Here is a 26,803-nt window from a genome sequence, read left to right as displayed (position 1 = left end):
ATGATAGTCGCGTGTTCGGCGGCGGCTAATCCGCTGTTACGGCCGCCGAGTCAAGTCTCGGGGCATTTTCGCGGCGGCAACGACCGCGAATTTGGACCGGGCGAGAGGCAGAATCCGACACGCCTCCACCGCGTGAAGAGCGGGCATTCACCCATGCCGGCGACGCAGGGGCGGCCTGTGGTTCGACGCCCAAAAAAGCAAATCGGCGGCGGACCGATGTCCACCGCCGATCTCAAAGCTTGGGGCCTCAGACGGGCTTCGACTTGCGGATGTTGGGCAGGAAGGCCGTCAGCAGGCCCAGCACCGGCAGGAAGGCGCAGACCTGGAACACGAAGGTGATCGAGGTCCAGTCGGCAAGCTCGCCGAGCGCCGCCGCGCCGATGCCGCCCATGCCGAAGGCAAAGCCGAAGAACAGGCCGGAGACGAGGCCGACCTTACCGGGCAGCAGTTCCTGGGCGTAGACGATGATCGCCGGGAAGGCCGAGGACAGGATGAAGCCGATCACGATGGAGAGCGCGATGGTCCAGCCGAGGCTGGCATGCGGCAGCAGCAGGGTGAAGGGCAGCACGCCGAGGATCGAGAACCACATCACGAACTTGCGCCCGAAGCGGTCGCCGATCGGCCCGCCGGCGATGGTGCCGGCAGCTACCGCTGCGAGGAACACGAACAGATAGAGCTGCGAATCCTTCACCGACACGTTGAACGTCTCGATCAGGTAGAAGGTGTAGTAGCTGGTCAGCGCCGCCATGTAGAAGAACTTCGAGAAGATCAGCACGGCGAGGATCAGGATCGAGCGCACGACCACCTTGTGCGGCAGCGTCTGCACCGGCGGGGCGATATTCGCCTTCTTGCGTTCACGCTGATGGTCCCGATACCAGAAGCCGACGCGGGTCAGGATCATCATGCCGACGAGGGCGACCAGCGAGAACCAGGCGACGCTCGACTGGCCACGCGCCAGCACGATCACGGCGGCGAGCAGCGGGCCGATCGCCGACCCGAAATTGCCGCCGACCTGGAACAGCGACTGGGCGAAGCCGTGCCGTCCGCCGGACGCCATGCGGGCGACGCGCGAAGCTTCGGGATGGAAGATCGACGAGCCCATGCCGATCAGCGCCACCGCGACGAGCAGCATCGGATAGGTCGAGGCCATCGACACCAGCAGCAGGCCGCAGAGCGTCACGCCCATGCCGACGGCGAGCGAGAAGGGCTGCGGACGCTTGTCGGTATAGATGCCCACGACGGGCTGGAGGATAGACGCGGTCAGCTGGAATGCCAGCTGGATCAGTCCGATCTGTCCGAAGCTCAAGGTGAACTCTGCCTTGAGGATGGGATAGATCGCCGGGATCACCGACTGCATCAGGTCGTTCAGCATGTGGGAGATGCTGATGGCCACCAAAATTCCCAGGGAGGTCCGCTCGGCAATGCCGCGGGCGGACGACGCGGGCAAAACTTGCGCGCTCTCGCTCACTTCCAAAGTCCTTGATTGAGGATGACCTGGGGAAGGGCGAGCTCTAAAGCGGCGATTCCGGAGGTCTTTCCGAGGAAATCCACTATGGCCGCGGCCGATTGGAAAGAAAAGTGCAGAAAAATTGATGCTGTCATAACCAAAATCGATGTTTTGCCATGCCGAAGCCGTCCCGGGCGACCGCGTCCGCCTATCGGCCACCTGCCGCCGGGGTGATGTCCAACCGCATGCCGTTGCGGTACACAACGGACGAGCACAACCGCCGCGACGCCTGGAAAGCCGGGCGCCGCCGCATCCTGATGGAGACGACTCCATGGCCTCGGATCCGAACAGCCCGCGCGAACCGGTGCCGCGAATCGATTCCACGTTCCGCAATGGCTCCCTGACCGCGATGGGCATCGTGCTGGGCTTCTCGCTCGGCTTCACCGTGCAGTGGGCGACCGACGATTCCCCATGGATGGTGACGGATTACATCGAGGCGGTCGCGCTGGCGCTCGGCGTCGGCCTGCAGATCAAGGCGCTGGCCGAGATGCTCGAGGTCAACTCGCTCGAGATCCCGGTCTACCAGCGCGCCAAGAACCGCTTCATGCTCGGCCTGCTCGTGACGGCGTTCGGCATCGCGCTGATGATCCTGATCAACGTGCTCTCGCCAAGCTGAGCGGCGGGCCTCAGGCGCGCAGCGCAGCCGCGGGCGGCTGGCGATAGGCCATCCAGGCGGGCAGCGCCGCCAACAGGGCGGCGACGCCCAGCAAGGCCAGGACGAGTGCGAAATCGGCGCGGGCGAACGCGACCGGCAGCACGACGCCATTCTCGCGTGTGAATAGCGCCGACAGGAACTGCGCCGCGCCATAGCCGAGCGCGCAGCCGGCAAGGATGCCGATCGCGACCAGCACGAACAATTCCATCCAGACGATGCCGAACAGGGCCAGGCGCGGCGCGCCGAGCGCCCGCAGCGCGCCGATCTGGCGACGGCGCTGGCTGACATGCATCACCGTCACCAGGGCGATCGCCGCGGCGACCAGGAACTGCGCGCCGATGGCGACGCCGTTCAGCACGGCCTTGGCGTCGCCCAGCGTCGCATAGAGCGCCGTCAGCACCTCGCCCGGGAACACCGCCAGCGTCGAGCCGGCGCGGTACTGGGCGCGCAGCTTGTAGGCATCGGCGAAGGTTCGCGGCTTGACGAGGATGGCCGGCACGCCCGGTGTAGTCTCCCGCCAAGGGCCACCCAGCGCTGCGGCCTTTTCCTCATGGTGCGGAGAATCCACCTCTGTCGCGTGGTCGTGGCCGGGCGAGTCGCGATCGTGACCGGATGCGTCGTGCGCATGCGCACCACCCGCATCCATGCCGTGAATGCCCCAGACCGCCTCGATCGGGACGAGGATGGCGCGGTCCCAGGGCGTGCCGGTCGGCGCCATGCGGCCGACGACGCGATAGGCGATCTCGGCATGGGTATGACCGCCCTCGCCCGCCATGCCGTGCATCGGCTTCACATCCTGGCCGAGCCGGAGCGGCACGGCGGCGCCGATGACGGCTTCGGCGCGCGCGGTGAAAGCCCGGCCCTCGGCCAGCCCGACGCCGGCGCCATCGATCAGCGCCGTGGTGGTGCCGACGATCGGATGGCCATCGAACGAATCGCCGAAGCCGACCGGCGCGGCCCAGACGACGCGGGGATCCTCGGCGAGATCGTGCAGCACCTTGCCGGAGACGAGCGGCAGCGGCGCTGCCTGCAGGAAGATCGAGGAGAGCACCAATTGCGTCTCGCTGCCGGCGGCGCCGACGACGAGATCGAACCGGTCCGCTGCCCTCGCGCTGCCGAGGCGCAGCGCCCGCTCCTGCAGCGTCACGGCGACGCCGAGCGCGGTGGCGAGCGCCACCAGCAGGATGACGACCAGCGAGCCCGCCCAGAGACGGCGGAGATCGGCGAAGACGAAGCGAATCATGCGGCCTGTTCTCCGGCGGGGTCGGCCGCGATGCGGCCTGCGATGAGGCGGATGCGCCGGTCCATGCGCTCGATCAGCCGCGCGTCATGCGAGACGACCAGCACGGTCGCTCTCTCCTCGGCCGCCAGTTCCAGCAGGAGATCGACGACCACGGCGCCGCTTTCGGGATCCAGGCTTGCCGTCGGCTCGTCGGCGATGATGATGCCCGGCTTGCGCAGCAGCGCGCGGGCGACGGCGACGCGCTGCATCTCGCCGCGCGACATGGTGGTGACCGGCTGGTCGGGACGGGCGAGCCCGACCCGACGCATCAACTCGCGCGCCCGGTCGATATGCGGGGCAACGCTTCGCGCCCGCAGCCGGACGGGCAGCAGCACGTTTTCGAGCGCTGACAGGCCCGGAAACAAATGGAAGTCCTGCATCACCAGGCCGACATTCCCGGCGCGCCACGCATCGCGCGCGCCCTCCGAAAGCGTGGCGATGTCGGTATCATGCCAGCGCACGACGCCCTCGCTCGCGCGCTCCAGCCCGGTGACGATGTTGACCAGCGTGCTCTTGCCGGAACCGGAAGGCCCCGTGACGGCGACCCGCTCGCCGGGCGCGATCGCCAGCGCCGGGATCGACAGCACCGGCGTCGGCAGGCCCGGGAAGGAAACGACGAGACGTTCGAGGCGCAACCCGAGCATGGCTCAGACTTCGCCAAAGCTGGCGTCGCGCAGGCGCAGCAGGCTGACGAAGCCGGTCTCGGGGTCGGTCCAGGAGCCGTATTCGAGCACGCCCCTCACCTCGATCACCGCGTTCGGCTGCACGAAGGTCTGCTTCTCGCCGAGATAGACGACGAGGATATTGTCGGGCCAATCGGCATCGGACGAGCAGAATGGGCAGAGCGCCATCGGGATTTCCGTCAGAACGAAGAAGGCCGCCTCGGCCTTGAGCGGCGGCGCCATGAAGCCGCGCATGGTCACGGTCTGGCCGGCCTGCTGCTTGACCTTGTCGGAGAAAGTCAGACCGAGGACGCCGACGGAACCATAGAGTTCGTCAAAGGTGAGCGTCGGCGCGGCGGCAAGCGCGGGCGGTGTGATCCCGGAGGCCGTCGCCAGGGCGGCGAACCCGCCCAGCAGCGCATCGCGCCGCGAAATCCGAACCAGCGTCATGGGTTTCTCCTATCGAGTGCAGAGACCTTCGCTCACCGGCCCCGGAGCTGCTGGCGCAACATCATGGAAGCGTCACGCTCTGTGGATCCCTCGGTCGTCATCCCGGCGGAGGCCGGGATCCAGACGCACCGACGTGGCGAAGTCTGGCTTCCCCTTGATGGGCCGGTGTGTATGGGCCCCGGCCTTCGCCGGGGCGACGAAGCCACTAGCGAGAGGGCCTCAGGCCTCCACAAAACGGCTCCGGGCGCGAGCGCCCGAAGCCTGAGTATGCAGCCAGAGGCCGCCGGATCACTTCTTGGCGGGGGCGAGGGCCAGGGCGTCGACGATCACGCGGTAGACGTCACTCTGCTCCATGTAGCCCTTGAAGCCTTCCGAGCCGGGACCGGTCGACTGCAGCACGACGTCGTCGACGGCGTGGACGCCCGAGTCACCTTCGCGGGGGATGTTGCCCTGGACGAAGACGGCGCCGGGAACGTCCTTGTAGGCTTCGTTGGCGACATATTCCTTCTTCTCGTTCTGCACGGCCGGGACGAACGGGCCGTCGAGCTTCGGGCGGAAGGTCTCGTAGTGGTCGGGGCCGTTGTTGGCGGCGATGAACAGGCGACGGCTGACGTCGATCTTGTCCGGGTAGCCGTCCTTGTCCGCGTCCGTGTAGTTGGGGAAGCCGGCATCGGCATAGGTGCCGACCTTCTCGCGCATCTCCGGGCCGGCCTTGTCGTCATCGACCGTGCCGATGATCGAGACGCCGTGGGTGTGGTCGCCCGTGACGACGATCAGCGTGTCTGGGTTCTTCTCGGCGAAGGCACGGGCCGCGGCGACCGCCTTGTCGAATTCGATGGTCTCGACGACGGCGCGATCCCAGTCGAGCGGATGGGACATCTTGTCGATGTTGGCGGCCTCGACCATCAGGAAGAAGCCCTCCGGGTTCTTCGAAAGCTGTGCGAGCGCGGCTTCCGTCATCTCGACCAGGCCCGGCTGGTTCGGGAACTTGCCGACCGTGCCCTTCTTCAGGAAGTTGCGGTCGAGCAGCGTGTCCATGTTGCCGGTGTGGAACAGGCCGAGGATCTTGCCGGTATTGGTGCCGGCGGCCTTTTCCAGTTCCGCCTTGTCGGTGGCCAGCGTGTAGCCGGCGTCCTGGAACTGCTTGATGTAGTCCTTGTCGTCCTTGCGCTTGGAGCCGGGCGTCTCCTTGCCGAGGAAGTAGGCCGAGCCGCCGCCGAGCACGACGTCCGGCTGCACGTCGAACATCATGCCGGTGATCTCAGCCTTGTCGGCGCGCTTGCGGGTGTGGGCGACGACGGCGGCCGGGGTGGCGTCCTGAAGTTCCGAGGTGGTGACGATGCCGATCGACTTCTTGGTCTGGCGGCGCAGCGCCTCGCCCAGGGTCTCGACCTTCGGGTCATCCAGCGAAGCCGGCGTGCGATCGGCATAGACGCCGAGCGCGTTCACGGCTGTCTTGTGGCCGGTCATGTAGGCCGACATCGTGTTGGCGCTGTCGGTGGCGATGGCTTCCGTCGACGATGTGCCGATGAAGGCCATGTGGTCGAGGTCGTCCATGGCGAGGCGGCCATCGGCCTTGCCCTCGGTCATGCCCTTGGACATGATTCGTGCCGCGGTCCGATGCGCGACGGAGAGGCCGTCGCCGAGCAGGAAGATGACGTTCTTGGCCTTGGGCTGCTCGGCCGTGCCGTAGACGACCCAGGTGACGGACTTGGTCTCGCCGCCAGCGGTGGCCTCGACCTTGTAGTCGCCGGGCGTGGCGAGAACGAGCTTGCGCAGCGTCAGCGCCGAGCCGAGCTTCTTGTCGTCCTTGCCGAGTTCCGTCTCGGTGAAGGTCGCTTCCTGGCCGAAGACCGTCTTGTAGTCCTGGCCATTGACCGTGACCTTGATGTCTTCGGGCTTCACGGTCTCGTTGAACTCGACCTTGAAGTCGAACGGCGAGCCGGCGAGAATCGTGGCACGGTCCAGCGGATAGACCGTGGTCGCCTGTGCCGTGCCGGCGAGCATGGTCGTCGCAGCCAGCGTGAACAGCAATGTGCGCATCGGGAGCCTCTTCGAAATGGGGGGCCGCGCAGCGGCCTACGGACCGGGCCTAAAAGCTGCGCATGACACCCATGTGAAAGTGCCCGACGAAAGCGCGCGAAATGACAAGCCGGCGTGGAAATAGCGTCGGAGAGCGTCAGGGACGCGGCGGCCGATCCCGGATGAAATCGACAAAGGCGCGCAGCGGCGCCGGGACGAGGCGGCGGCCCGGATAATAGAGAAACGGCCCGGAGAAGCGCTGCCACCAGGGCTCGAGCACCGGCTCCAGCGCGCCGCTGTCGAGATGCGGCCGCAACCAGTCCTCGAACAGATAGAGGATGCCGGTGCCAGCCAGCGCGGCGTCGACGGCAAGGTCGGTGGCCGGCCCCGCCTGCACGATCAGCGGGCCCGTCGGCTCGACGCGGACGATCTCGCCCTCGCGCTCGAATTCCCAGGCCGCCATCGATCCGCTGGAAAAGCGCCCACGGATGCAGTCGTGCTCCAGCAGGTCGCGCGGATGTTCCGGCCGGCCGCGACGATCGAGATAGGCGGGCGCCGCGGCTGTCGCGAAGCGCTGGACGCGAGGCCCGATCGGCATCGCGATCATGTCCTGCTCCAGCCGCTCGTCGTAGCGGATGCCGGCGTCGCAGCCGGCGGCCAGGACGTCGACGAAGCTGTCCTCGGCGATGATCTCGAGCCGGATTTCGGGATAGACCGCCAGGAAGGCGGGGACGATATCCGGCAGCACCAGCCGCACGGCACTGACCGGCACGTTCAGTCGCAGCACCCCGGCCGGCCGGTCGCGATAGCCATTGACCACGTCGAGGGCCGCCTGAACCTCGGCCAATGCCGGCGCCAGCCGTTCCAGCAGCCCCCTGCCCGCCTCGGTCAGCTGGACGCTGCGCGTCGTCCGGTTGAACAGGCGAACGCCGAGCTGCGCCTCGAGCCGCCGCACCGCCTCGCTCAGCGCCGAGGCGCTGCCGCCGGTAAGCCGTGCGCCATCGCGAAATCCCTTGGCGCGGGCCACCGCCACGAATGCATTGAGATCGCTCAGTTCCGCCGTCATTGTTCGCCAATCCGCACAAGCCGTCCGGATTGTATCGGATTATCGGAAATGCAGGCAGCCTCTATCTGTGGGTCACCGAAAACGGAGAAAGACGATGTCCAAAATCAATGAGGCCGGCACCCACAAGCTCGGCGATCGCACTGTAAAACGCCTTGGCTATGGCGCGATGCAGCTCGCAGGGCCCGGCGTGTTCGGGCCAGCCAAAGACCATACGGCAGCCCTCGCCGTGCTGCGCGAGGCGCTGGCGCAAGGCGTCGACCACATCGACACCAGCGACTTCTACGGCCCGCACGTCACCAACCAGCTGATCCGCGAGGCGCTGCATCCCTATTCCGACGACCTGACCATCGTCACCAAGATCGGCGCGCGGCGCGGCGCCGACAAATCCTGGATCCCCGCCTACGAGCCGACGGAACTGACGGCGGCGGTTCACGACAACCTCCGCAATCTCGGCCTCGACGCGCTCGACGTTGTGAACCTTCGCATCATGTTCGATACGCATGGCCCGGCCGAAGGATCGATCGAGGCGCCGCTCGCGGTGCTGGCCGAGCTTCAGCGCCAGGGGCTGGTGCGCCATATCGGCCTCAGCAATGTCACCCCGGTGCAGATCGCCGAGGGGCGTCGGATGGTCGAGATCGTCTGCGTGCAGAACCAGTATAATCTCGCCCATCGCGGCGATGACGCGCTGATCGACGATCTCGCCCGCGACGGCATCGCCTATGTGCCGTTCTTCCCGCTCGGCGGCTTCAGTCCGCTGCAGTCCTCGACCCTGAACGACGTCGCGACGCGCCTTGGCGCCACGCCGATGCAAGTGGCGCTGGCCTGGCTGCTGCGCCGTTCGCCGAACATTTTGCTCATTCCCGGCACCGCGTCGGTGGCGCATCTCCGGGAAAACCTCGCCGTCGCCGACCTGGTTCTGCCAGATGATGCTTTGGCAGGGCTGGACGCTATCGGGGCGAAGTAAGCCCTCACCCCTGCCCTCTCCCGTGCCGGGAGAGGGAGTCCCGCGGTGCCCTTCGCAAGGCTGGGAATCGATGACGTGCGCAGGCCCGAAGCCCTCGCCCGCTTGCGGGAGAGGGCTGGGTGAGGGTCTTGCTTTCGGTCCAGGGTTGCTTGAACATTCGCCGCGGCGAGATCGAAACCTCCCGCAAGCCAGGCCGCCTGCGCCGCTGCGCCTTGCCTTCTCGGTCATTCCCGTATATGCACCGCCCGTCGTATCGACACCCGGCCGGGGGTTGAACGGAAGGCGGCGCGAGCCGCAGGGATCACAAGATCCCGTCTTCCCGTGTTCCCGCTCTCGAAGTTGTACCGATCAGCCTTTCTCGAAGGCTTCGGTGAGGCTTGGCGCCGGGAAATGAAAAGGAAGGGCAATCATGCCGCTTTATGAGCACGTATTTCTGTCGCGACAGGACGTGTCCGCACAGCAGGTCGAAGCACTTACCGAGCAGTTCAAGGGCCTCATCGAGGCCAATGGCGGCACGGTCAGCAAGATCGAGCAGTGGGGCCTGAAGTCTGTTGCGTTCCGCATTCGCAAGAATCGCAAGGCGCACTACACGCTGATCAACATCGACGCACCGGCGGCCGCCATGGCCGAGCTGGAGCGTCAGCAGCGCATGAACGAAGACGTCCTCCGCATCCTGACCCTCAAGGTCGAGGCGCATGAGGAAGGCCAGTCTGCCATGCTGCAGAAGCGCGATCGTGACGATGGCGACCGTGGCGGCCGCTTCGGCGACCGTGGCGACCGTCCGCGTGGCGGCTTCGGTGGTGGCGGCGGCGGCTTCCGTGGCGACCGTGAAGGCGGCGCCGGCGGCGGTTTCCGTGGCGAGCGCCGTCCGCGCTCGGATGAGTCTGAAGGAGCGGCTGAATAATGGCTGACATCGGCACCACCAGCACCTCCAGCGGCCAGCGCCGCCCGTTCTTCCGTCGTCGGAAGACCTGCCCGTTCTCCGGCGCCAACGCGCCGAAGATCGACTACAAGGACATCCGTCTCCTGCAGCGCTACATTTCCGAGCGCGGCAAGATCGTTCCGTCCCGCATCACGGCGGTCTCCGCCAAGAAGCAGCGCGAGCTCGCCCAGGCGATCAAGCGCGCACGCTTCCTCGGCCTGATCCCCTACGTGATCAAGTAAGACTCCGATCGCCGGAAACCTCGGTTTCCCTTGGCGATCGCTGACTTCGCCGGACCGACGCCTGCCGCCGGTCCGGCACCGCCCCTTGGGCAAGATTTTCAGTGCCTCCCTGAGGCAAGACTTGGTTGGGGTATGGCCGGGCTTCCCGTGACCTGCCTCTAACCGCTCTCGAAGCGGGACAGCGAGATAACATGTCGATGCGGAATATCCTGATTGGCTTTGGAGCCGGAATGGCGGCAGCGCTGCTGTTTGCCGGGCTCGTCAGCGGGACCGCCCTCGCCTTCCCCCTCTTCATCCTGTCCCCGCTGCCGATCGCCATCGCCGCGCTCGGATTCGGCACGCTTTCCGGCGCTGCCGCGGCCGCCGTCGCTTCGGCGCTGATCGGCTTCGCCATCGGCCATCTCGCCGGCGGGCTCTATTTCATCCTCTTCGCCGCCCCCGTCGCCTGGGCAGCCCATCTCGTCGGCCTGTCGCGGCCGGACGATACCGCGCCCGGCGGGCGGCAGTGGTTTCCCCTCGACGTCGTGCTGATGCGCGTGTCGCTCGCCGTCGCGGCGGCCGTCGTCGTCACCGGCTTCCTGCTTGGCTACGACCCAGAGGCGCTGATCACCCAGACGCTCGCTGTGCTGAAGAGCTGGCTGGCGCAATCGGAAGGCATGACGCCGACCGATGCCGAGATGGAGCCGCTGGTCCGCTTCAACATCGGCCTTATGCCGTTCACCTCGGCGAGCCTGACGCTCGGCATCCTCGTGCTCGCCACCTGGCTCGGCGCCCGGATCGCCAAGATGTCGGGCCTGCTGACGCGCGAATGGACGCCGCTCTGGACGGTGGTGCTGCCGCAGCCGGCGGCGCTGTTCTTCGGCCTCGCCTTCGTCGTCAGCCTGCTGCCGGGCGTACCGGGCCAGATCGCCGGCGCAGTCGCCGGCGCCATGGGCTTCGCCTTCGCGCTGACCGGATTTGGTCTGCTGCATGCGGTGCTTCTCGGCAAGGCGGCGCGGCCGCTGCTGCTTTTCCTGGTCTATGCCGTCAGCTTCATCTTCCTGCTGCCGCTCGGCATCATGGCCGTGGTCGGACTTGCCGACACGGCCCTTCAATTCCGGGCCCGCCGCTTCGCGGCACGGCCCGGCATCTCGTAAGTCATTGATAGAATTATAGAACGAAGGAGTCATACCATGGACGTTATTCTGCTGGAGCGCGTCGCGAAGCTCGGCCAGATGGGCGAAGTCGTGCACGTCAAGGACGGCTACGCCCGTAACTTCCTGCTGCCGCAGGGCAAGGCGCTGCGCGCCAACGAAGCCAACAAGAAGCGCTTCGAGGCCGAGAAGGTTCACCTCGAGGCCCGCAACCTCGAGCGCAAGTCCGACGCCGAGAAGGTCGCCGAGGCCCTCAACGGCCAGTCGTTCATCGTCGTCCGCCAGGCCGGCGAGACCGGCCAGCTGTACGGTTCGGTTTCGAGCCGCGACGTTGCCGAGCTCGTCACCGAGGCCGGCTTCTCGGTCGGCCGCAGCCAGGTCGTGCTCGAAGTTCCGATCAAGACCATCGGCCTGCACGACGTCGTGGTCGCGCTGCATCCGGAAGTGGAAGCAACCGTCACGATCAACGTCGCCCGCAGCGTCGACGAAGCCGCCCGCCAGTCGAAGGGTGAAGACCTCTCGGCCGTCCAGGACGACTTCGAGCTCGAGCCGCTTCCGGAAGGCGAAGGCTTCGCCGGCGTCGACGACGAAGAAGAGATCTGATCGGGTCCCTTCACCTGAAGGGAGCCTTATTTTCGAGAGAGCGCCGCGGTTTCCGCGGCGCTCTTTTCGTTTGGAAGTCGCTACGTAATCGGCTTAACGCGTACCCGCTTGAAATTGCGGCGAAATCGGGGCTACCATCGCTTCGACGGCCGGATGTCGCCGACCGCCTTGTCGCAACCTGCCTTGGTAAACCAAGACATTCAGGAGGGGGGCAGCGGATCACCATGAACCGGTTGCTCATCAACTATCTGTCAGGCGTCCTGAAGCGTGGATCGCTTGAAATCATCGACGCCAAGGGAAGGCTCCACCGCTTCGGCGATGGCAGCGGCGTTCCAGTCCGCGTCCGCTTCACCTCGGCGGCGGCCGAGCGGGCGGTCATCATGAACCCCGAGCTGAAGCTCGGCGAAACCTTCATGGATGGCGGCTTCGTGGTCGAGCAGGGCTCGATCTACGATTTCCTGGAAGTGGTCCTGCAGAACACCGGTGGCGGCGGCCGCTCCTGGTGGATGCGCGCGGTGTACCGGCTGCGCGTCTGGACCCGGCGCTTCCGGCAGTGGAACACGCCGTTCCGCGCGCGCCAGAACGTCGCCCACCACTATGATCTCGACGGGCGGCTCTATTCGCTGTTCCTCGACAGCGACCAGCAATATTCCTGCGCCTATTTCGAGACGCCCGACACCGGCCTGGAAGAAGCGCAGGTCGCCAAGAAACGGCACCTCGCGGCCAAGCTGGCGCTGGCGCCCGGCCAGAAGGTGCTGGATATCGGCTCCGGCTGGGGCGGCCTCGGCCTGTACCTGGCGACCCATGCCGATGTCGACGTCACCGGCGTGACGCTGTCGGAGGAGCAGCACAAGGTCTCGAATGCCCGCGCCGCCGCGATGAACCTCGCCGAACGCGCCTCGTTCAAGCTGCAGGACTACCGGGCGCTCAAGACGCAGTTCGACCGCATCATCTCCGTCGGCATGTTCGAGCATGTCGGCGTGGGCCATTTCCGCGAATATTTCGAGCAGGTCCGCCGGCTCCTGACCGAAGACGGCGTGATGGTCCTGCATGCGATCGGCCGCTTCGATGAGCCCGGCGAGACCAATTCCTGGATCCAGAAATACATCTTCCCGGGCGGCTATATCCCGTCGCTCTCGGAAGTGTTCCCGGCGATCGAGAAGGCGGGCTTGAAGGTCACGGACGTCGAGATCCTCCGGCTTCATTACGCCGAGACGCTGAAGGCCTGGCGCGAGCGATTCCTCGCCCGGCGTGCCGAGGCGCTGGCGCTCTACGACGAGGCCTTCTGCCGGATGTGGGAGTTCTACCTCGCCGCATCCGAGACGGCGTTCCGCTATCAGGACATGATGATCTTCCAGATCCAGATCGTCCGCGACCAGAACGCGCTTCCGCTGACGCGCGACTATATCTGGCAGGCCGAGGAAGCCCTGCGCCTCCGCGACCATGCCGGCCAGCGGCCTTCCCTGAAAATCGCCGGAAACGGCTAGAGGGAGGGCCGAATCGGTCGTTTTCACCAAACTGTCACCGAAACGCTTCGCGCAAGCGGCAAGTGCCCTTGGCGCGGAGTCTTCGGCGTTAACCTATGGATAACGGGTACGAAGGAAGCGAACGTTAGGCGGTCGGCCCATCCTGCGCCTAACTAGGGCTCAGGGATCTGAGAGCCAATCAAACATGAACGTTCCAGCGCGAGCCGCACCGCCGCAGCAAGCCGAATTCTATCGGCAGCCGCCGCATAACATCGAAGCCGAGCAGGCGCTTCTGGGCGCCATCCTCGTCAACAATGAGGCGTTCTATCGCGTCTCGGACTTTCTCGAGCCGCTGCATTTCTTCGAGCCGGTGCACAAGACCGTCTACGAGATCACCTCGCAGCTCATCCGCCAGAACAAGATCGCCAACCCGGTCACGCTGAAGAACTTCCTGCCCGCCGACCTCGCCATCGGCGAGCTCAACCCGGCGCAGTATCTGGCCCGCCTCGCGGCGGAAGCGACCACCATCATCAATGCCGAGGATTACGGCCGCTCGATCTATGACCTGGCGCTCCGCCGCTCGCTGATCGGCATCGGCGAGGACGTCGTCAACATCGCCTTCGACGCGCCGATCGACATGCCGCCCAAGGCGCAGATCGAGGACGCCGAGCGCCGGCTGTTCGCGCTGGCCGAAACCGGCCGCTATGACGGCGGCTTCCACTCCTTCGAGGACGCGCTCAAGACCGCCATCGACATGGCCAGCGCCGCCTATCAGCGCGACGGCCACCTCTCCGGCATCGCCACCGGCCTCGACGATCTCGACCGCCAGATGGGCGGCCTGCAGGCCTCCGATCTGATCGTGCTGGCCGGTCGTCCCGCCATGGGCAAGACCTCGCTCGTTACCAACATCGCCTTCAACATCGCCAAGGCCTATCGCGGCGAATTGCAGCCCGACGGCTCGATGAAAACCGTCAATGGCGGCATTGTCGGCTTCTTCTCGCTGGAAATGTCGGCCGAACAGCTGGCGACACGTGTCGTGGCCGAGCAGTCGGGCGTGTCGTCCTCCCATATCCGCCGTGGTTCGATCGACGAGAACCAGTTCGCCCGCGTCGTCGAGGCATCGCGCGAGATGGCGCGCATCCCGCTCTATATCGACCAGACCGGCGGCCTCTCGATCGCCCAGCTGACCGCCCGCGCCCGCCGCCTGAAGCGCCAGCGCGGCCTCGATGTGCTGATGATCGACTACCTCCAGCTGCTGCAAGGCTCCGGCAAGGGCCAGGCCAACCGCGTGCAGGAAATTACCGAAATCACTACCGGCCTGAAGGCGCTTGCCAAGGAACTGGCCGTGCCGGTGATTGCGCTGTCGCAGCTCTCGCGTCAGGTCGAGGCGCGCGAAGACAAGCGGCCGCAGCTTTCCGATCTGCGCGAATCGGGCTCGATCGAGCAGGACGCCGACGTGGTGATGTTCGTGTATCGCGACGAGTACTACCTGAAGGGCAAGATGCCGAAGGAAGGCACCGAGGAGTTCTTCAAGTGGCAGGCGGAGATGGAGCAGGTCGCCGGCACGGCTGAGGTCATCATCGGCAAGCAGCGCCACGGCCCCACCGGCACGGTCCAGTTGCAGTTCGAGGCCGAGATCACGCGCTTCTCGAATCTCGCCAAGCGCGACCACCTGCCGGAATCCTTCGAATAGCGGCGCGTCACGGCTTCGGCCCCTCCCTATCCCTCAGGCATCATCCCGGCGAAGGCCGGGATCCAGAAGCACCGGCTTGCGGAGATATGGGTACCTCCTGATTGCTCGGCCGGTGTTTATGGCCCCGGCCTTCGCCGGGGCGACCGGCTTTGTCGTGCCGCAGGGCAAAGCTGCTGCGAACGCCTTGAGATCGCCGTGAAAATCGTCGAGACCTCGGTCAGCAAGTCCCTGATCCATGCTCGCCGCGCTGGCAGCCAAGAATCGCGTACCCTCCCCTGATGGAACATTCGGATCCCACCCCCAGCCAGGCGCCCGTGACGGCCGGCAACCGGCTGACGATCGACCTCGCCGCGCTGGCGCGAAACTGGCAATCGCTCGCCGCGCGGGCGGACCGCGCGGAGACATCCGCCGCCGTGAAGGGCAATGCCTACGGCATCGGCGTCGAACCCGCCGTACGGGCCCTGGCACGCGTCGGATGCCGCACCTTTTTCGTGGCGCTGCCGGACGAGGGACTGCGAGTCCGCGCCGCCATGCCGGATGCGACGATCTATGTGCTGAACGGGCTCGCCACCAACCTCGCCTCGGTGCATGCCGAGGCGACGCTCCGTCCCGTCATCGGTTCGAGCGGCGAACTGGACGAATGGGCCGCCTATCGCGCCGCGGGCGGCAGCGGCAACGCCGCGCTGCATGTCGATACCGGCATGAACCGGCTCGGCGTCACCTTTGCCGAGGCGCAGGAACTGGCCGCCGATACCGGCCTGGTCGATCGGCTGGGCCTGAGCCTGGCGATGAGCCATCTCGCCTGCGCCGACACCCCGGCCCATCCGCTCAATGCCAGCCAGCTGGCGACGATGCAGGACGTCAAGGCGCTGTTCCCCGGCCTGCCGGTCTCGCTTGCCAACACGGCCGGCATCGTGCTCGGCCCCGATTATCATTTCGACCTCGTGCGCCCCGGCATCGGCCTCTATGGCGGGCCGTTCGTCGAGGGCATGGCGCCGCTCGAGACCGTCGTCACCGCCGAGGCGCGCATCGTGCAGATCCGCGACGTGCCGGCGGGCCAGACGGTCGGCTACGGGGCGGCGCAGACGCTGGCGCGGCCGAGCCGCATCGCCATCCTGTCGACCGGCTATGCCGACGGCTACCACCGCGCGGCCGGCTCTACCGACAGCCGGCCCGGCGCCGCGACCTTCCTGCATGGCCGGGTGGCGCCGCTGGTCGGCCGCGTCTCGATGGACCTGATGGCGATCGACGTCACCGACATCCCGGAGGCCGGACGCGGCGACTGGGTCGAGCTGTTCGGCCCCAACATGCCCGTTGCCGACGTGGCGGCGGCGGCCGGCACGATCAGCTATGAATTCCTGACCAGCCTCGGCGCCCGCTATGCGCGGCATTACCTCGGAGACGCCTGATGGCGCGGGCCAAGATCCAGTACATCTGCCAGAACTGCGGCGCGGTCAGCCCGCGCTGGCAGGGCCGCTGCGAAGCCTGCGGCGAATGGAACACGATGGTCGAGGAAAGCGCCTCGGGCGGCATTGGCGGCGGCCCCGCCAAGGGCCCGGCCAAGCGCGGCCGCATCGTCGAGCTGCAGGCGCTCTCCGGCGGCAGCAACGAGACGCCCCGCATCCCTTCCGGCATCGCCGAACTGGACCGCGTTACCGGCGGCGGCTTCGTCCGCGGCTCGGCGCTGCTGGTCGGCGGTGATCCCGGCATCGGCAAGTCGACCCTGCTGCTGCAGGCCTCCGCCGCGCTGGCCGCGAAGGGCGAGCGCGTCGTCTACATTTCCGGCGAAGAGGCGATCGCGCAGGTGCGGCTGCGGGCCGAGCGCATGGGCGTCGCCCACACGCCGGTGGCGCTCGCCGCCGAGACCAGCGTCGAGGACATCCTCGCAACCTTGCAGGCAGGCCCCGTCCCCGCCCTCGTCATCCTCGACTCGATCCAGACGCTCTGGACCGAAACGGCCGAATCGGCGCCGGGCACAGTGACGCAGGTGCGCGCCTCGGCCCAGGCGATGATCCGCTACGCCAAGCACTCCGGAGCGACCCTGGTCCTGGTGGGCCATGTCACCAAGGACGGCCAGATTGCCGGCCCGCGCGTCGTCGAGCACATGGTCGACGCCGTGCTCTATTTCGAAGGCGAAGGCGGCAAGCAGTTCCGCATCCTGCGCGCGGTCAAGAACCGCTTCGGCGCCACCGACGAGATCGGCGTGTTCGAGATGACCGGCAGCGGATTGCGCGAAGTGCCCAATCCGTCGGAGCTCTTCCTCGGCGAACGCAACGCCGCCTCGCCCGGAGCGGCGGTGTTCGCCGGCATGGAGGGATCGCGCCCCGTCCTGGTCGAGATCCAGGCGCTTGTCGCCCCGTCTCTGCTCGGCACGCCGCGCCGCGCCGTCGTCGGCTGGGACTCCGGCCGCCTCGCCATGGTGATCGCCGTGCTCGAATCGCATTGCGGCGTGAAGCTCGGGTCGAACGATGTCTATCTGGCGGTCGCCGGCGGACTGAAAATTACCGAGCCGGCTGCGGATCTCGCGGTCGCTTCCGCGCTGGTCTCCTCGCTCTCCGGTATTGCTCTGCCGGCGGATTGCGTCTATTTCGGCGAGGTCAGTCTGTCGGGAGCCGTCCGACCCGTCGTCCATGCTGCGCAGCGCCTGAAAGAGGCGCAGAAGCTTGGTTTTGGCAGGGCGGTTCTGCCGGCAGCCTCGATCGACAAGGAGGCCAACCTCGGTCCCGGATTGCAGGGGATCGACCAGTTGGCCGGACTTGTTGCGATGATCGCGGCCTCGGGGACGCGGCCAGAACAACGCGCCGTCCCGGATCCGGCGGCAAGACGGCGGTCCAGTGTGGCCGATGAGGCCTTGGATTCGTGATGGCGACGGGCTAAAGCGCAACCTTCTGCAGCGCGGGTCGAGGGGACATCGTAGGAATGCCGGTCACGATTCTTGACGGTGTGGTCTTTGTCGTCATTCTCATCTCGGCGATGCTGGCCATGGTGCGCGGCTTTGTCCGCGAAGTGCTGTCGGTTGCCTCCTGGGCGCTCGCCGCCGCTGCCGCCTTCTTCTTCTACAAGTCGCTGCTGCCCTTCGTAGAGCCCTATATCGCCAACAAGAACGTGGCGATCATCGCGACGGCCGCCGGCATTTTCTTCATCGCGCTCATCATCGCCAGCTACATTGCGATGAAAATCTCGGATTTCGTCATCGACAGCCGCGTCGGCCTGCTCGACCGCATCCTGGGCTTCTGCTTCGGCGTGGCGCGCGGCCTGCTGCTGGTCGTCATCGCCTTCGCCTTCCTGTCCTGGATCCTTTCCGACCGGCAGCCGGCATGGGTTGCGAACGCGCAAAGCGCGCCTATCTTGAAGTCACTCGCGGACAAACTCGTCGCGGCGCTGCCGGAAGACATCGAGAAGACCATTCAGGACCGGCTGCACGGCAAGGGCGAGGAAGCAACGCAGCCGACGGATGCGCCTGCCGAGGATGCGCCGGACGCGACGCCCAATGCGGCGCCGGCCCAGCCCGACGCGCCGCAGACGGCGCCGAATCCCGGTTACGGCACGCAGGAACGCCAAGGTCTCGACAACCTGTTCGACAATAGCGGCGACCCACCGGCCGAAGAGCCGGACCAGACGCCGGCACCGGACTGACCCGGGGAAGCACCAATCCCTGACGCGATCGCCGCCCCCGATCGCCCGTCAGGCTAAAAGGACCGGATATGGACGATTTTTCCATGCTGCCAGCTCCCGCTGACGATGATCACTTCCACGAGGAGTGTGGCGTGTTCGGCGTGTTCGGACACGACGATGCGGCCGCGCTGACCGCGCTCGGCCTGCACGCGCTCCAGCATCGCGGCCAGGAAGCCGCTGGCATCGCCGCCCATGACGGCCGCCAGTTTTCGATCGAGCGCCATATGGGCCTCGTCGGCGACAACTTCACCCGCAAGGCGGTGATCGACCGCCTGCCCGGCCGTCGCGCCATCGGCCACAACCGCTACGCCACGACCGGCGGCGTCGGCCTGCGCAACGTCCAGCCGATGTTCGCGGAATTCGCCGGCGGCGGCTTCGCCGTCGCGCATAACGGCAACCTGACCAATGCGATGACGCTGAAGCGCGAATTACAGCGCCGCGGCTCGCTGTTCCAGTCGACCTCCGACACCGAGACGATCATCCACCTGATCGCCACCTCGATCCACGGCCAGTTGCTCGACCGCTTCATCGACGCCATCCGCCGCATCGAAGGCGCCTATTCGCTCGTCGCCCTCTCCGAGAAGAAGATGATGGGCTGCCGCGATCCGCTCGGCGTTCGCCCGCTCGTGCTCGGCAAGCTCGAGAACGCGCATATCCTCGCCTCCGAAACCTGCGCGCTCGACATTATCGGCGCCGACTATGTCCGCGACATCGATCCCGGCGAAGTCGTCATCATCACCGATGAGGGCATCGAGAGCTTCTTCCCGTTCGAACGCCAGCGTTCGCGCTTCTGCATGTTCGAATATGTCTATTTCGCCCGTCCGGACTCGTCCGTCGACGGTCGCGGCGTCTATCACGTCCGCAAGCGCATCGGCGCGGAGCTAGCGCTGGAGAGTGGCATCGATGCCGACGTCATCGTGCCGGTGCCGGATTCCGGCGTTCCCGCCGCGATCGGCTATGCCGAGGCCGCCCGCATCCCGTTCGATCTCGGCATCATCCGCAACCACTATGTCGGCCGCACCTTCATCGAGCCGACCGACGCCATCCGCCATATGGGCGTGAAGCTGAAGCACAACGCCAATATGCGCGTGCTCGAAGGCAAGCGCGTCGTGCTGGTCGACGATTCGATCGTGCGCGGCACCACCTCGATGAAGATCGTGCAGATGGTCCGCGACGCCGGCGCCGCCGAGGTGCACATGCGCATCGCCAGCCCGCCGACCAAGGATTCCTGCTTCTATGGCGTCAACACGCCGGAGAAGTCGAAGCTGATCGCCTCGCATATGTCGGTCCAGGAAATCGCTGATTTCATCAAGGCCGACAGCCTCGCCTTCCTCTCGATCGACGGCCTCTACCGCGCCGTCGGCGAGGCGCAGCGCAATGGCGACGCGCCCCAGTTCTGCGATGCCTGCTTCACCGGCGACTACCCGACCCGGCTGGCCGATTTCGAAGATCGCGGCAAGGTTCAGCCGCTGAAGCGGCTGGCCGAAGCGAGCTGATAGCCCGCTCGCCACCCCTCTCTCCTTCCCGTCTTCCCGGGGCGGCGCCGCCAAGCGCCCCGCCCCGGGCGAACCTAGAACTTGATTGGACGTCTTCAGTGACCACTCCCGACCTTTCCGGCCGCATCGTCGTCGTCACAGGCGCCTCGCGCGGCATCGGCTGGAACGCGGCGCTCGCGGTCGCGGAAGCCGGCGCGCATGTGATCGCCATCGCCCGCACGGTCGGCGCGCTTGAGGAACTGGACGACACAATCCAGGCCAAGGGCGGCACGGCGACGCTGGTGCCGCTCGACCTGCGCGACCTCGAGGCAATCGATCGGCTCGGCCTCTCGATCTACGAGCGCTGGGGCAAGCTGGACGGGCTCATCGGCAATGCCGGCCAGCTCGGCATCATCACCCCCGTCGCCCATCTCGACCAGAAGATCTGGGACGAGGTGATGACGGTCAACGTCACCGCCAACTACCGCCTGATCCGCTCTCTCGATCCGCTGCTGCGCCAGTCCGACGCCGGCCGCGCGCTGTTCCTGAGCTCCGGCGCGGTGGTGAACTGCAGCCCCTATTGGGGCGTCTATTCGGCCTCCAAGGCGGCGCTCGAAGCGCTGGTGCGCACCTATGCGGCGGAAATCGATTCCAGCACGGTGCGTGCGAATTTGTTCGATCCCGGCCGCCTGCGCACGCAGATGCGCGCCAAGGCGAAGCCCGGCGAGGATCCCGAGACGCTGAACCACCCGCGCGTCGTCGCCGCCGACATCGTCCGCATGATCGCGCCCGGCTTCACCGACAACGGCACCCGCTTCGAATTTGCCACGGGCAACGTCACGCGCTTCCTGGCGTAGGTCAGCGGTTGAAGTGACATCACCTCTCCCTGAGGGAGAGGGGAAAAGCCCCGCTCTCGCCATTGATTTGCTGCCGTATTGGTTCGATCCCCGGCCGTCATCCCGGCGCAGGCCGGGATCCAGACACACGGCGTTTGGCAGTGAGCCCGAGACAGAACTCGCGGGACGGCGCTTATGGGCCCCGGCCTTCGCCGGGGCGACGGAGAGGCCAGCGCAGGCGCGGCGACGGCCTCAGAGCAGCGAAACACCCTTCAGCTTCGGCAGCACGGCGCGGTTGACGACGCGGTCGACGATCACCTCGTGCCGGACGAACCAGTTCACCACATTCTCCGCGCCCATCACCGCGATGCGCTCCATGGTCGCCGCCGTCTCGGCCGCGATATGGGGGGTGATGATCGTGTTGGGCGCTGTCAGCAGCGGGTTGTCGGGCTTTGGCGGCTCGGCCGCCAGCGTGTCCAGCGCCGCCCCGCCCAGGCGGCCGGAGGCCAGCGCCTCGGCGACATCCGCCTCATCCAGCAATCCGCCGCGCGCCGTATTGACCAGCAACGCGCCCGGTTTCATTCGCGCGATCGCCGCCCGGTTGAAGAAGCCGCGATTGGACGCATCCATCGGGCAATGCAGGCTGACGATGTCGCTCTCGGCGAGGAGCTGATCCAGCGGCACGGTCGAGATCCCGGCAAAGGCCGAGGCCGCGGCGCCCGGCCTGCCGGACGCGATGACGCGCATGCCGAGCGCCCGCGCCATCTCGCCGACGCGCCGGCCGATGCGGCCGAGCCCGACAATGCCGAGCGTCTGGCCGCGCAGTTCGATGGCGGTGTAGCGGCCGCGATCCCAAAGGCCGGCCTTCAGCCGCGCATCGAGCCGCACGACGTCGCGCCGGATCGCCAGGATCAGCGCGATCGCCATCTCGGCGGTGGCATCGGCATTGGCGTCGCCCGCCGTCATCACGGTGATGGAGCGCTCGGTGGCGGCGGCGAGATCGACGCTGTCGACGCCCGCTCCCATCTTGGAAATCAGCCGGAGCGAGGGCCCGGCGGCGTCGAGTACGGCGGCGCCGAGCGGCGGGTTGGCCCGCACCAGAATGGCATCGAAGGGTTTGGCCGAGAGCGTCGCAATCATGCGCGCCGGATCGATCGGCCCGCTCATCGTCTCGATGACAGCGCCGATCGGGTCGAGGATGCGCGACGCCGGCTCCAGCAAATCATCGCCCGTCATCAGGACACGGATGGGCGATGGCATGGCGCGGGCTCCTCGAGTGGGGCTGATCTTCACCTCTCCCTGAGGGAGAGGTCGACGCACGAAGTGCGGCGGGTGAGGGTTTAGGGAACCATCCGGAGAGGCCGTAAACCCTCACCCGGAGCTACGCTCCGACCTCTCCCTCAGGGAGAGGTGACGAACGGGCTCCAGGTTGAAAAACCCTACCGCTTCTTCGCCTTGTTCTCGAACGGGTTTTCGCCCTTGCGCAGTTGCAGGCGCAGCGGCACGGCGGCGAGCTTGAAGGTCTCGCGGATACCGTTCAGCAGATAGCGCGTATAGGCGTCCGGCAGCGCTTCGGGGCGCGAGCAGAAGGCGACGAAGGTCGGCGGACGCGCCTTGGGCTGGGTCATGTAGCGCAGCTTGACGCGGCGGCCCGAGACGGCCGGCGGCGGATGGTGCTCCAGCACGCTCGCCAGCCAGCGGTTCAGCGCCGCGGTTGGGATGCGGCGGTTCCAGGTCGCGTAGACCTTGAGCAGTTCGCTCATCAGCTTGTCGATGCCCGCCCCGGTCAGGCCGGAAAGCGGCACGAGCGGCACGCCGCGCACCTGCGGCAGCAGGCGCTCGGCCATCTCGCGAAGCTCGGCCATCTTGGCCTGGCGATCCTCGACCAGATCCCACTTGTTGAAGGCAATGACGAGCGCGCGGCCCTCGCGCGCGACCAGATCGGCGATCTGCAGGTCCTGCTTCTCGAAGGGAATCGTCACGTCGAGCATCAGCACCACGACCTCGGCAAAGCGGATGGCGCGCAGCGAATCGCCGACCGAAAGCCGCTCCAGCTTGTGCTCGATGACGCGGGACTTCTTGCGCATGCCGGCCGTGTCGAACAGCTTGATGCGGCGTTCGTTCCAGGTCCAGTCGACCGAGATCGAATCGCGCGTGATGCCCGCCTCGGGGCCGACCAGCAGGCGGTCCTCGCCCAGCATGGTGTTGATCAGCGTCGACTTGCCGGCGTTCGGGCGGCCGACAATGGCAACCTTGATCGGCCGGTTGAGGTCGAGCGGGGCTTCCATTTCCTCGCCGGTCTCGGGATCGATCGGCAGCGGTGCGTCGAAATCGTCTTCCTCGTCGGAAAGCTCGTCTTCCTCGCGCTCGAACGGCAGCAGGGCGGCAAACAGGTCGGCCATGCCCTCGCCATGCTCGGCCGAGATCGCCACCGGCTCACCGAGGCCGAGCGAATAGGCTTCCAGGACGCCGCTCTCGCCGACCTTGCCCTCGGCCTTGTTGGCGACCAGCACGACCGGCTTGCCGACGCGGCGCAGCAGTTCCGCGAAATGCTCGTCGACCGGCGTCACGCCGACGCGGGCGTCGATCAGGAACATCGAGACGTCGGCTTCCTCGATCGCCATTTCGGTCTGGGCGCGCATGCGGCCCTCGAGCGTCTCGGGATCGGCGTCTTCGAGGCCGGCCGTATCGATGATCGTGAAATAGAGATCGCCGATGCGGGCTTCGCCCGGACGTCGGTCGCGCGTCACACCCGGCGTGTCGTCGACGATCGCGATCTTCTGCCCGACGAGGCGGTTGAAGAGGGTCGACTTGCCGACATTGGGACGGCCGATGATGGCGACGGTGAAGGTCATGATAGATACGGCCTCAAATGGCGTCGGGAAGCCGCGGCGTCCGCGACTTCCCGAAATACTGCCACGTCGAGGTTCCGGCTAATACGCCCCGCGTGGCCCCGGAACGACGAAAAACGATGGGTTCGGCGCCTGTCGGCGTCAGCTCTTGGCGGGTGCCGGCGCAGGGCCGATCTTGGAACGGATCAGGTCGAGCATCAGCTGCGTCCGGCTCTGCATCGATTGCGGCGTCTCCGGATCATCGGCGATGGCCTGGAAATAGCCGCGCGCCGCCGGGAGATCGCCAACGCGCCATGCCGTCATGCCGAGCAGTTCGCGCGCGCTGTGACGCCAGGGGCCGCCCACGGCAGCGAGATCGGCGACCCGGGCCTGCATGGCCGGCAGATCCGCCGTATCGACAACGAGCAGGGCTGCGCGCAGGCGCGCCATCGCCTTGAGCAGCGCCGGGGTGTCGGACTTGGCGGCGATCGCGTCGAACGCCTTCACGGCATCGTCGGTCTTCTTGGTCGCGGCCAGTTCCGACGCTGCGCGGAAGCTGGCCAGAACCGGGTAGCCGCCATTGCCGCTCGCCGCGATCTCGTCGAGCGCCTTGATGGCTTCGTCATGCTTGTTGTCGTTGGCCAGGTTCAGCGCCGCGACGAACCGGTCGCCTTCGGCGGCAGCCTGCTGCTCGCGCCAGTATTCCCAACCGCGCCAGCCGCCAACGGCGACGACGATCAGAACCGCTGCCAGAAGAACGTAAGGTCCGAAGCGGGCCCAGAGACGCTTCGCCTGTTCGCGGCGCAGATCGTCTTCGACTTCGTGAAAAATGTCAGTCATGCTCTTCTTTCCGGCTCCGGTCAGCGGCGCGCACCATAACGAAGCGACCCTGCGCTGGCAAATCGATGATGACGGTTCTTCGCCCGTAAACCCGCGCTTCCGCGGCGGCGTCACGCCGCCGACGGATCCAGCCGGAGGATGGCGCGCGCCTCGCCGGTTTTCGGACGGATTGTCTGGCAGCGAGAATGCACTCCCCTCACTAGCCAAAAGGTCCGTGCAGCGGCGTCGCGCGACGCCCCCCCGATCAGCCCTTCGACTTCGCTGCGGCTTCGGTCGCGGCCGGCGTCTTCAGCGTGTAGACGTTCTCCGGCGCCGGGAATGTCCGCGCCTTCACCTCCTCGGCGTAGGACGAGATCGCCTCGCCGATCAGCCCGCCCAGATTGCCGAACTTCTTGACGAATTTCGGCACGCGCGGCGACAGGCCCAGCATGTCCTCCAGCACGAGGATCTGCCCGTCGCAATCCGGCGATGCGCCGATGCCGATGGTGGGGATCGCCACGGACTGGGTGATTTCGCGCGCCACCGGCTCGATCACCCCCTCGACCACCAGGGCGAAAGCGCCCGCATCGGCGATCGCCCTGGCGTCCGCCAGCACGGCCGCGACGCTCGCCTCGGTCTTGCCCTGGACCTTGAAGCCGCCCATTGTGTTGAAGGACTGCGGAGTCAGGCCGATATGGCCCATGACCGGGATGCCGCGCTGGGTCAGGAAGCGCACGGTTTCCGCCATATGCACGCCACCCTCCATCTTCACGGCGCCACAGCCGGTTTCTTTCATGATCCGCGCCGCCGAGCGGAAGGCCGCCTGCGGGCTCTCCTCATAGGAGCCGAACGGCATGTCGACCACGACGAGCGCGCGCTTCGAGCCCCGCATCACGGCGAGCCCCTGCAGGATCATCATGTCGAGCGTGACCGGGATCGTGCTCTCCAGGCCGTGCATCACCATGCCGAGCGAATCGCCGACCAGGATGAAATCGACATGCGGATCCATGATCGCCGCGGTGTGCGCGTGATAGGAGGTCAACGACACGATCGGCGTGCCACCCTTTCGGCTCAGGATATCGATCGCGTTCAGGCGGCGGGTCTGCGGCTCGACGGACATGAGAGGTCTCCTTTGGCGCGGAAGCCATATCTCTTCTAATTGAGGCGCTCGACAAACGCGTTTCGACCGCCCCCGGTGCCCGGATCGTTCCGTTGGCACCCGGCGGAGCCTTGCTAGCATGCTTCCCATCGGCATTCGACTACCGCGCGCGCAGACCTGCCAGCTGCAATTGCAACGGCTCCTGACTTTACGGAAGAATTTCGGTATCCAGATTACCGGTTGTTCAGTCTTTGCTTGCTACCATGAGGAAATGCAGCACGACCTTTCCGGGGAGAAGACTTCGATGCGCCGTTCCTTAGCAGTACTCGGCCTGTCCCTTTCGATCGGGCTCGCAGCCCTACTTGGCATGACGCCGGCAACCGCGCAGGCCGACGTGGTCGCCCGCATCAATCTGAGTTCGCAGCAGATGGTCGTCTATGTCGATGGCCGCGCCCGCTATGGCTGGGACGTGTCGACGGCGCGACGCGGCTACACCACGCCGGTCGGCAGCTATCGCCCGACCCGCATGCACCGCATGTGGTATTCGCGCAAATACGACATGGCGCCGATGCCGAACTCGGTCTTCTTCCGTGGCGGCTACGCCATCCATGGCACGCCGCATGTGCGCTCGCTCGGCCGTCCCGCGTCGCATGGCTGCGTGCGGCTCGCGCCCGAAAATGCCCGCACGCTCTATCAGCTCATCGCCGAGCGCGGCATGAAGAATGCGCGCGTCGTGATCACACGTTGAGAAAATCGTGTGGCCGGCGGCCATCGCGTGACGAAGGTCACTGACGGAACGGTTGTGGCCCGCTAGAACAGCATCATGAACGGGCGGCAATCACCAGCCGCCCCGCCCCTCGAATTGACCCCGCCCGGAACCGCCGCCATGCTCGCTCGCCTGCTTGCTCCCCTCGCCATCGCCACGATCGCGCTGACCGCAGCGCCGCAATTCGCCTCGGCCAATTCGCTGTTCCCGGGTCCTGCCGGCGTGTTCGCGAAGGTCAATCTCGCCAAGCAGCAGATGGACGTCGTCGTCAATCGCGGCAATGGCGTCAAAGAAACTTACAGCTGGAAGGTTTCGACCGGCCGCAAGGGCTTCGAAACGCCGCCCGGCAAGTTCCGCCCGGACTATCTCGACGAGATGCACCATTCGACGAAGTATGAAAACGCGCCGATGCCCTATTCGGTGTTCTTCAACGACGGCATCGCCGTGCATGCGACGACCGAAACCAAGAATCTCGGCCGCCCCGCCTCGCATGGCTGTGTCCGCCTCGACAAGGCGAATGCGGAAGTGTTCTTCAAGGCCGTGAACGAGATCGGCATGATGCGCACGGCCATCATCGTCGAGAAATAAGCGCCCCGTTCTCCCCCGCGTTCCTGATTTCCTGACCGAAAGCGCCG

General features: G+C 66.5%; 25 protein-coding genes. 15 read left to right on the top strand and 10 right to left on the bottom strand.

The window, feature by feature from the left end:
* Positions 1-247: 247 nt before the first annotated feature.
* A complete protein-coding gene (locus tag ABIE08_RS01800; RefSeq protein ID WP_354548282.1) occupies positions 248-1,468 on the bottom strand; it encodes an MFS transporter in 1,221 nt (406 codons plus the stop codon).
* 310 nt (positions 1,469-1,778) lie between these two features.
* Here ABIE08_RS01800 and ABIE08_RS01795 point away from each other — a divergent pair, with 310 nt between their 5' ends.
* A complete protein-coding gene (locus ABIE08_RS01795; RefSeq protein ID WP_354548280.1) occupies positions 1,779-2,123 on the top strand; it encodes a hypothetical protein in 345 nt (114 codons plus the stop codon).
* A 10-nt stretch (positions 2,124-2,133) separates the two neighbouring features.
* Here ABIE08_RS01795 and ABIE08_RS01790 read toward each other — a convergent pair whose 3' ends face one another.
* From ABIE08_RS01790 to ABIE08_RS01770, 5 genes are all read right to left on the bottom strand, one after another.
* Entirely contained in the window at positions 2,134-3,405 is a 1,272-nt protein-coding gene (locus tag ABIE08_RS01790) for an ABC transporter permease (RefSeq protein WP_354548278.1), read from the bottom strand.
* Complete coding sequence (locus ABIE08_RS01785) at positions 3,402-4,088, bottom strand: ABC transporter ATP-binding protein (RefSeq protein WP_354548276.1); 687 nt, start codon at positions 4,086-4,088, stop codon at positions 3,402-3,404. The genes ABIE08_RS01790 and ABIE08_RS01785 overlap by 4 nt, the downstream gene beginning before the upstream one ends.
* A gap of 3 nt (positions 4,089-4,091) precedes the next feature.
* A complete protein-coding gene (locus ABIE08_RS01780) occupies positions 4,092-4,556 on the bottom strand; it encodes a hypothetical protein (RefSeq protein WP_354548274.1) in 465 nt (154 codons plus the stop codon).
* Between the two features lie 288 nt (positions 4,557-4,844).
* Positions 4,845-6,599, bottom strand: coding sequence for an alkaline phosphatase (locus ABIE08_RS01775; RefSeq protein WP_354548273.1), 1,755 nt, complete (start codon positions 6,597-6,599; stop codon positions 4,845-4,847).
* A gap of 136 nt (positions 6,600-6,735) precedes the next feature.
* Positions 6,736-7,644, bottom strand: coding sequence for a LysR family transcriptional regulator (locus ABIE08_RS01770; protein WP_354548271.1), 909 nt, complete (start codon positions 7,642-7,644; stop codon positions 6,736-6,738).
* Between the two features lie 94 nt (positions 7,645-7,738).
* Here ABIE08_RS01770 and ABIE08_RS01765 point away from each other — a divergent pair, with 94 nt between their 5' ends.
* The 12 genes from ABIE08_RS01765 to ABIE08_RS01710 all read left to right on the top strand — a co-directional run bounded on the left by ABIE08_RS01765 (position 7,739) and on the right by ABIE08_RS01710 (position 20,674).
* Positions 7,739-8,608, top strand: a complete 870-nt coding sequence (locus tag ABIE08_RS01765; protein ID WP_354548269.1) for an aldo/keto reductase family oxidoreductase — start codon at positions 7,739-7,741, stop codon at positions 8,606-8,608.
* A 409-nt stretch (positions 8,609-9,017) separates the two neighbouring features.
* Positions 9,018-9,512 (top strand): 30S ribosomal protein S6, encoded by a 495-nt coding sequence (rpsF, locus tag ABIE08_RS01760; protein WP_354548268.1) that lies wholly within the window; start codon positions 9,018-9,020, stop codon positions 9,510-9,512.
* The gene (gene rpsR / locus ABIE08_RS01755) at positions 9,512-9,772 is read left to right on the top strand and encodes a 30S ribosomal protein S18 (RefSeq protein WP_354548266.1); all 261 of its coding nucleotides are present in this window, start codon (positions 9,512-9,514) and stop codon (positions 9,770-9,772) included. Before rpsF ends, rpsR begins: the two co-directional genes overlap by 1 nt.
* Positions 9,773-9,963: 191 nt before the next feature.
* Complete coding sequence (locus ABIE08_RS01750; protein WP_354548264.1) at positions 9,964-10,908, top strand: hypothetical protein; 945 nt, start codon at positions 9,964-9,966, stop codon at positions 10,906-10,908.
* 36 nt (positions 10,909-10,944) lie between these two features.
* Positions 10,945-11,508: a 50S ribosomal protein L9 gene (gene rplI / locus ABIE08_RS01745; RefSeq protein ID WP_266332248.1), complete on the top strand. Its 564-nt coding sequence runs from the start codon at positions 10,945-10,947 to the stop codon at positions 11,506-11,508.
* A 224-nt stretch (positions 11,509-11,732) separates the two neighbouring features.
* Complete coding sequence (locus tag ABIE08_RS01740) at positions 11,733-12,995, top strand: cyclopropane-fatty-acyl-phospholipid synthase family protein (protein WP_354548262.1); 1,263 nt, start codon at positions 11,733-11,735, stop codon at positions 12,993-12,995.
* A 184-nt stretch (positions 12,996-13,179) separates the two neighbouring features.
* Positions 13,180-14,667: a replicative DNA helicase gene (locus ABIE08_RS01735; protein WP_266332250.1), complete on the top strand. Its 1,488-nt coding sequence runs from the start codon at positions 13,180-13,182 to the stop codon at positions 14,665-14,667.
* Between the two features lie 278 nt (positions 14,668-14,945).
* Positions 14,946-16,076: an alanine racemase gene (alr, locus tag ABIE08_RS01730; protein WP_354548260.1), complete on the top strand. Its 1,131-nt coding sequence runs from the start codon at positions 14,946-14,948 to the stop codon at positions 16,074-16,076.
* Entirely contained in the window at positions 16,076-17,530 is a 1,455-nt protein-coding gene (gene radA, locus ABIE08_RS01725) for a DNA repair protein RadA (RefSeq protein ID WP_266332252.1), read from the top strand. The genes alr and radA overlap by 1 nt, the downstream gene beginning before the upstream one ends.
* Positions 17,531-17,586: 56 nt before the next feature.
* Positions 17,587-18,303: a CvpA family protein gene (locus ABIE08_RS01720; RefSeq protein WP_354548258.1), complete on the top strand. Its 717-nt coding sequence runs from the start codon at positions 17,587-17,589 to the stop codon at positions 18,301-18,303.
* A gap of 68 nt (positions 18,304-18,371) precedes the next feature.
* On the top strand, positions 18,372-19,838 hold the full coding sequence (purF, locus tag ABIE08_RS01715) for an amidophosphoribosyltransferase (RefSeq protein ID WP_354548256.1): 1,467 nt from the start codon (positions 18,372-18,374) through the stop codon (positions 19,836-19,838).
* 98 nt (positions 19,839-19,936) lie between these two features.
* Complete coding sequence (locus tag ABIE08_RS01710; protein WP_354548254.1) at positions 19,937-20,674, top strand: SDR family NAD(P)-dependent oxidoreductase; 738 nt, start codon at positions 19,937-19,939, stop codon at positions 20,672-20,674.
* Positions 20,675-20,905: 231 nt separating this feature from the next.
* Here the strand turns inward: ABIE08_RS01710 and ABIE08_RS01705 are convergent, their stop codons facing one another.
* From ABIE08_RS01705 to panB, 4 genes are all read right to left on the bottom strand, one after another.
* Complete coding sequence (locus ABIE08_RS01705; RefSeq protein WP_354548252.1) at positions 20,906-21,913, bottom strand: hydroxyacid dehydrogenase; 1,008 nt, start codon at positions 21,911-21,913, stop codon at positions 20,906-20,908.
* A 179-nt stretch (positions 21,914-22,092) separates the two neighbouring features.
* On the bottom strand, positions 22,093-23,508 hold the full coding sequence (gene der, locus ABIE08_RS01700) for a ribosome biogenesis GTPase Der (protein WP_354548250.1): 1,416 nt from the start codon (positions 23,506-23,508) through the stop codon (positions 22,093-22,095).
* A 138-nt stretch (positions 23,509-23,646) separates the two neighbouring features.
* On the bottom strand, positions 23,647-24,324 hold the full coding sequence (locus tag ABIE08_RS01695; protein ID WP_354548248.1) for a tetratricopeptide repeat protein: 678 nt from the start codon (positions 24,322-24,324) through the stop codon (positions 23,647-23,649).
* A gap of 244 nt (positions 24,325-24,568) precedes the next feature.
* Entirely contained in the window at positions 24,569-25,423 is an 855-nt protein-coding gene (gene panB / locus ABIE08_RS01690) for a 3-methyl-2-oxobutanoate hydroxymethyltransferase (protein ID WP_354548246.1), read from the bottom strand.
* A 283-nt stretch (positions 25,424-25,706) separates the two neighbouring features.
* Between panB and ABIE08_RS01685 the strand changes: the two genes are divergently transcribed.
* Both ABIE08_RS01685 and ABIE08_RS01680 read left to right on the top strand, forming a co-directional pair.
* Complete coding sequence (locus ABIE08_RS01685; protein ID WP_436409490.1) at positions 25,707-26,150, top strand: L,D-transpeptidase; 444 nt, start codon at positions 25,707-25,709, stop codon at positions 26,148-26,150.
* A gap of 138 nt (positions 26,151-26,288) precedes the next feature.
* Positions 26,289-26,756, top strand: coding sequence for a L,D-transpeptidase (locus ABIE08_RS01680; RefSeq protein ID WP_354548244.1), 468 nt, complete (start codon positions 26,289-26,291; stop codon positions 26,754-26,756).
* The last annotated feature ends 47 nt before the right edge of the window (positions 26,757-26,803 follow it).

Source organism: Kaistia defluvii (assembly GCF_040548815.1).
Classification (GTDB): domain Bacteria; phylum Pseudomonadota; class Alphaproteobacteria; order Rhizobiales; family Kaistiaceae; genus Kaistia; species Kaistia defluvii_A.
Note: the sequence above shows the minus strand (reverse complement) of the source record. Positions and strands in the feature narration are given on the sequence as shown.